At 56.1% G+C, this 5,241-nt stretch carries 2 tRNA genes and 3 rRNA genes; all 5 read left to right on the forward strand.

What is annotated here, in order from left to right:
- Positions 1-299 precede the first annotated feature (299 nt).
- Positions 300-1,835, forward strand: a 16S ribosomal RNA gene (locus CLV39_RS00330).
- A 59-nt stretch (positions 1,836-1,894) separates the two neighbouring features.
- Positions 1,895-1,968, forward strand: a tRNA-Ile gene (locus CLV39_RS00335).
- A gap of 9 nt (positions 1,969-1,977) precedes the next feature.
- Positions 1,978-2,050 (forward strand) — tRNA-Ala (locus CLV39_RS00340).
- A gap of 63 nt (positions 2,051-2,113) precedes the next feature.
- Positions 2,114-5,075, forward strand: a 23S ribosomal RNA gene (locus CLV39_RS00345).
- 43 nt (positions 5,076-5,118) lie between these two features.
- Positions 5,119-5,235 (forward strand): 5S ribosomal RNA (gene rrf / locus CLV39_RS00350).
- The 16S, 23S and 5S rRNA genes sit together here with 2 tRNA genes alongside, the layout of an rRNA operon.
- The last annotated feature ends 6 nt before the right edge of the window (positions 5,236-5,241 follow it).

A 5,241-nucleotide genomic window follows, 5' to 3' on the forward strand; every position in this document is an offset into this window, starting at 1 on the left:
TTTTAGAACACCTTTTAAAAAGAACTTGACAAAAAAAGAGAAAGGTTTAAAATAATAAACCCTTTATAGAGAGAAAAAAGAATAAGAAATATAAAATATATAACCCCTTTTCGATATAGGAAAGAAAAAACGAAAAAGGGTTGACAAAGAGGAAAAAATATAATAAACTAATTATCTGTCAGTTGACGGAAGGGTTAACTGGCTGAGCTAAAGGCAACTCAGCCTCAGGCTACTTGGCAAAAGAATAGGGAAGCCAGATATGCAATAAGAATGGAAAAGAGTTTTATAGGATAAAACTTTCACTGGAGAGTTTGATCCTGGCTCAGCGCGAACGTTGGCGGCGTGCCTAACACATGCAAGTCGTGGGGCAGCAGGCCTTCCCTTTTGGGAAGGTGCTGGCGACCGGCGAACGGGTGAGTAACGCGTAGCTAACCTACCCTAAGGATGGGGATAACCCCCCGAAAGGGGGGCTAATACCCAATAAAGAGGCTTATTGAATGATGAGCCTCCAAAGGCCGCAAGGCGCCTTAGGATGGGGCTGCGTCCCATCAGCTAGTTGGTGAGGTAAAAGCTCACCAAGGCTACGACGGGTAGCTGGTCTGAGAGGATGGCCAGCCACAGTGGGACTGAGACACGGCCCGCACCCCTACGGGGGGCAGCAGTGGGGAATATTGGGCAATGGCCGAAAGGCTGACCCAGCAACGCCGCGTGGTGGAAGAAGCCCTTCGGGGTGTAAACACCTGTCAGTGGGGAAGATAATGACGGTACCCACAGAGGAAGGGACGGCTAACTACGTGCCAGCAGCCGCGGTAATACGTAGGTCCCGAACGTTGCGCGAATTTACTGGGCGTAAAGGGTCCGTAGGCGGTCTGGTAAGTGGAAGGTGAAATCCTGGGGCTCAACTCCAGAATTGCCTTCCAAACTGCTGGACTTGAGGCAGGGAGAGGTCGGCGGAATTCCCGGTGTAGCGGTGAAATGCGTAGATATCGGGAGGAACACCAGTGGCGAAGGCGGCCGACTGGAACTGTCCTGACGCTGAGGGACGAAAGCCAGGGGAGCGAACCGGATTAGATACCCGGGTAGTCCTGGCCGTAAACGATGGATGCTAGATGTGGGCAGGGAAACCTGTCCGTGTCGCAAGCTAACGCGTTAAGCATCCCGCCTGGGGAGTACGACCGCAAGGTTGAAACTCAAAGGAATTGACGGGGACCCGCACAACCGGTGGAGCGTCTGGTTTAATTCGATGCTAACCGAAAAACCTCACCAGGGCTTGACATGCGGTGTGTCGTGGCCGAAAGGTCACTAGGGTACCCTTATGGGTACCCGCGCCGCACAGGTGGTGCATGGTCGTCGTCAGCTCGTGTCGTGAGATGTTGGGTTAAGTCCCGCAACGAGCGCAACCCTTGCCCTGTGTTACCAGCGGGTAAAGCCGGGTACTCACAGGGGACTGCCGGCGATAAGCCGGAGGAAGGAGGGGATGACGTCAGATCAGTATGCCCTTTATGCCCTGGGCTACACAGGCGCTACAATGGCAGGGACAAAGGGAAGCGAAGCCGCAAGGTGGAGCAAACCCCAAAAACCCTGTCGTAGTGCGGATTGGGGGTTGCAACTCACCCCCATGAAGGCGGAATCGGTAGTAATGGCGAATCAGCAATGTCGCCGTGAATACGTTCTCGGGTCTTGTACACACCGCCCGTCACGCCACGGGAGTTGGGTCCATCGGAAGTCCCCGGGCCAACCCGCAAGGGAGGCAGGGGCCGATGATGGGCCTGGCGACTGGGGCGAAGTCGTAACAAGGTAGCCGTAGGGGAACCTGCGGCTGGATCACCTCCTTTAAAGGGAAAAAATAATAAGCATATCTGGCTTCCCTATTAACTTGCCAACTAGAGCTGAGGGGCCTTTAGCTCAGACGGTTAGAGCGTACCCCTGATAAGGGTAAGGTCGGTGGTTCGAATCCACCAAGGCCCATAAAGATTTGGGGACGTAGCTCAGCTGGGAGAGCATCTGCTTTGCACGCAGAAGGTCAGGGGTTCGAATCCCCTCGTCTCCATTAAGAGGCTACTTGGCAATAGAATAAGGGACAGAGAAAGCTACAAATTAAGAAGTAAGAGTAGGCCAAGCTGCTAAGGGTCCATGGTGGATGCCTCGGCAGCCAGAAGGGAAGAAGGGCGTGGCAAGCTGCGATAAGCCACGGGGAGCCGCAAGCAGGCAATGATCCGTGGATTCCCGAATGGGGAAACCCGCTAGCCCATAGGCTAGCATCCCTCTCAAGAGGGAGCCGAACCGGGCGAAGTAAAACCTTTTAGTAGCCCGAGGAAAAGAAAGCGAAAGCGATTCCCTAAGTAGCGGCGAGCGAACGGGGAGTAGCCTAAACCGACGTGGTGCCATGGTGGCAGCCTTAGCCACGTCGGGGTAGTGGGATATGTCCGGAGAGGACTGCCATCCTCTCGGGAAGTTACAAAACCAGTAGGTAGCAGAAACAGCTGGAAAGCTGTGCCATAGAGGGTGAAAGCCCCGTATGCGAAACCTGCTGGTCTTCCTGGGACATACTCCCGAGTACCACCGCCCCCGTGAAAGGTGGTGGGAATCTGCCCGGACCACCGGGTAAGGCTAAATATTCCTGGCTGACCGATAGCGTATAGTACCGCGAGGGAAAGGTGAAAAGAACTCCGGAAGGAGAGTGAAATAGAACCTGAAACCATGGACCTACAAGCCAGTGGGAGGGCGTTAATGCCTGACTGCGTGCCTCTTGGAAAATGAGCCAGGGAGTTGTGGTATGCGGCGAGGTTAAGCCGCTAAGGCGAAGCCGTAGGGAAACCGAGTCCTAACTAGGGCGTTTAGTCGCATGCTGCAGACGCGAAGCGGAACGATCTATCCATGCCCAGGGTGAAGGACGGGTAACACCGTCTGGAGGCCCGAACCGGTCGGTGCTGCAACACAGTCGGATGAGGTGTGGATAGGGGTGAAAAGCCAATCGCGTTCCGTGATAGCTCGTTCTCCCCGAAATGCATCGACGTGCAGCGTCGCTCGTTCCTTCTCGGAGGTAGAGATACTGATTGGGCTAGGGCCCCGAAAGGGGTACCGAACCCAACCAAACTCCGAATGCCGAGAAAGGTAGAGCGGCAGTGAGTCCGCGAGGGATCAGCTCCGTGGACGAGAGGGAAACAACCCAGATCGCCAGCTAAGGTCCCAAAGTGTACGCTAAGTGGAGAAGGAGGTAGAGCTCCTAAGACAGCGAGGAGGTTGGCTTAGAGGCAGCCATCCTTTAAAGAGTGCGTAACAGCTCACTCGTCGAGGGGCTCTGCGCCGAAAATTTAGCGGGGCTAAGCGTACCACCGAAGCTGCGGGCTTGCCTTTGGCAAGCGGTAGGGGAGCGTACCCTGTAGGTTGAAGTCCTACCGTAAGGAGGGATGGACTGCAGGGTAGTGAGAATCCTGGCATGAGTAGCAGCGAAGACAGGTTAGAAACCTGTCCGCCGGAAGCCCAAGGTTTCCGATCCAATGTAAATCAGGGTCGGGTTAGCCGGTACCCTAAGGTGAGGCCGAAAGGCGTAGCCGATGGGAAGCAGGTTAATATTCCTGCGCCAGCTATGTGGAGGCTAAGGCGTGACGCAGAAGGGTAGTCCCTGGGAGGCTATGGATTGCCTCCTCTAAGCCCGTAGGGTGAGGGATAGGCAAATCCGTCCCTCAATAAGCCTGAAAGGTGATGGGGAGGGGAGGCTTAGTCCTCCCCAACAGGGATGACCCCAGACTGCCAAGAAATAACGTCGTAGCCTATGAAGCATAGCTGACCGTACCGCAAATCGACACAGATGGGCTAGGTTAGTAGCCTAAGGCGTTCGGGGTAACTCTCCTCAAGGAACTCGGCAAATTGACCCCGTAACTTCGGGAGAAGGGGTGCCCGCATGCCGTGCTTTATAGTGCGGAAGCGGGTCGCAGAAACCAGGTGGCGGCGACTGTTTACCAAAAACACAGCACTGCGCAAACTCGTAAGAGGAAGTATGCGGTGTGAAACCTGCCCAGTGCCCGTAGGTTAAGGGGAGCGGTGCAAGCCGCGAACCGAAGCCCGGGTAAACGGCGGCCGTAACTATAACGGTCCTATGGTAGCGAAATTCCTTGTCGGGTAAGTTCCGACCTGCATGAATGGTCCAACGACCGCCACGCTGTCTCGAGGGGAGTCCCGGCGAAATTGTAGTGTCGGTCAAGATGCCGACTACCCGCGGCAGGACGGAAAGACCCCGTGAAGCTTTACTGTAACCTGGCATTGATTGCCTGCGCGTCCTGCGCAGAATAGGTGGGAGGCTGGGAAGCCCGCCCTCCGGGGCGGGTGGAGCCGCCAGTGAGATACCACCCTGGACGTGTGGGTAATCTAACCGAGCCGTGTTATCCACGGCCGGGACAGTGTCAGGCGGGCAGTTTGACTGGGGCGGTCGCCTCCTAAAAGGTAACGGAGGCGCCCAAAGGTACCCTCAGGTGGGTCGGAAATCCACCGTTAGAGTGCAAAGGCATAAGGGTGCCTGACTGCGAGACTGACAAGTCGAGCAGACGCGAAAGCGGGGCTTAGTGACCCACACGTTCCACGTGGAAGGGCGTGTGATCAGCGGATAAAAGCTACTCCGGGGATAACAGGCTAATCCCGCCCAAGAGCCCACATCGACGGCGGGGGTTGGCACCTCGATGTCGGCTCGTCGCATCCTGGGGCTGTAGCCGGTCCCAAGGGTTGGGCTGTTCGCCCATTAAAGCGGCACGCGAGCTGGGTTCAGAACGTCGTGAGACAGTTCGGTCCCTATCCGCCGCGGGCGTAGGACGCTTGAGAGGAGTCATCCCTAGTACGAGAGGACCGGGGTGAGGCAGGCTCTGGTGTACCAGTTGTCTCCCAAGGGCAGCGCTGGGTAGCCACCCTGCTACGGGATAAGCGCTGAAAGCATCTAAGCGTGAAGCCCACCTCAAGATTAGGCGTCCCGCACCTTTTGGTGCCTGAAGGGCCGTGGGAGACTACCACGTTGATAGGCCACAGGTGGAAGCCCAGCAATGGGTGGAGCCGAGTGGTACTAATCGCCCGTGAGGCTTGGCCTCTTACTTCTTAATGGCTTTCCTGTCCCTTATTCTATTGCCTTTCCCTGGTGGCCATAGCGGGGAGGTTACACCCGGTCCCATTCCGAACCCGGCAGTTAAGCTCCCCTGCGCCTATGATACTGGCCGCGAGAGCGGTCGGGAAAGTTGGTCGCTGCCAGGGTTATTT

This window comes from Hydrogenothermus marinus, from assembly GCF_003688665.1.
Classification (GTDB): Bacteria; Aquificota; Aquificia; order Aquificales; family Hydrogenothermaceae; genus Hydrogenothermus; species Hydrogenothermus marinus.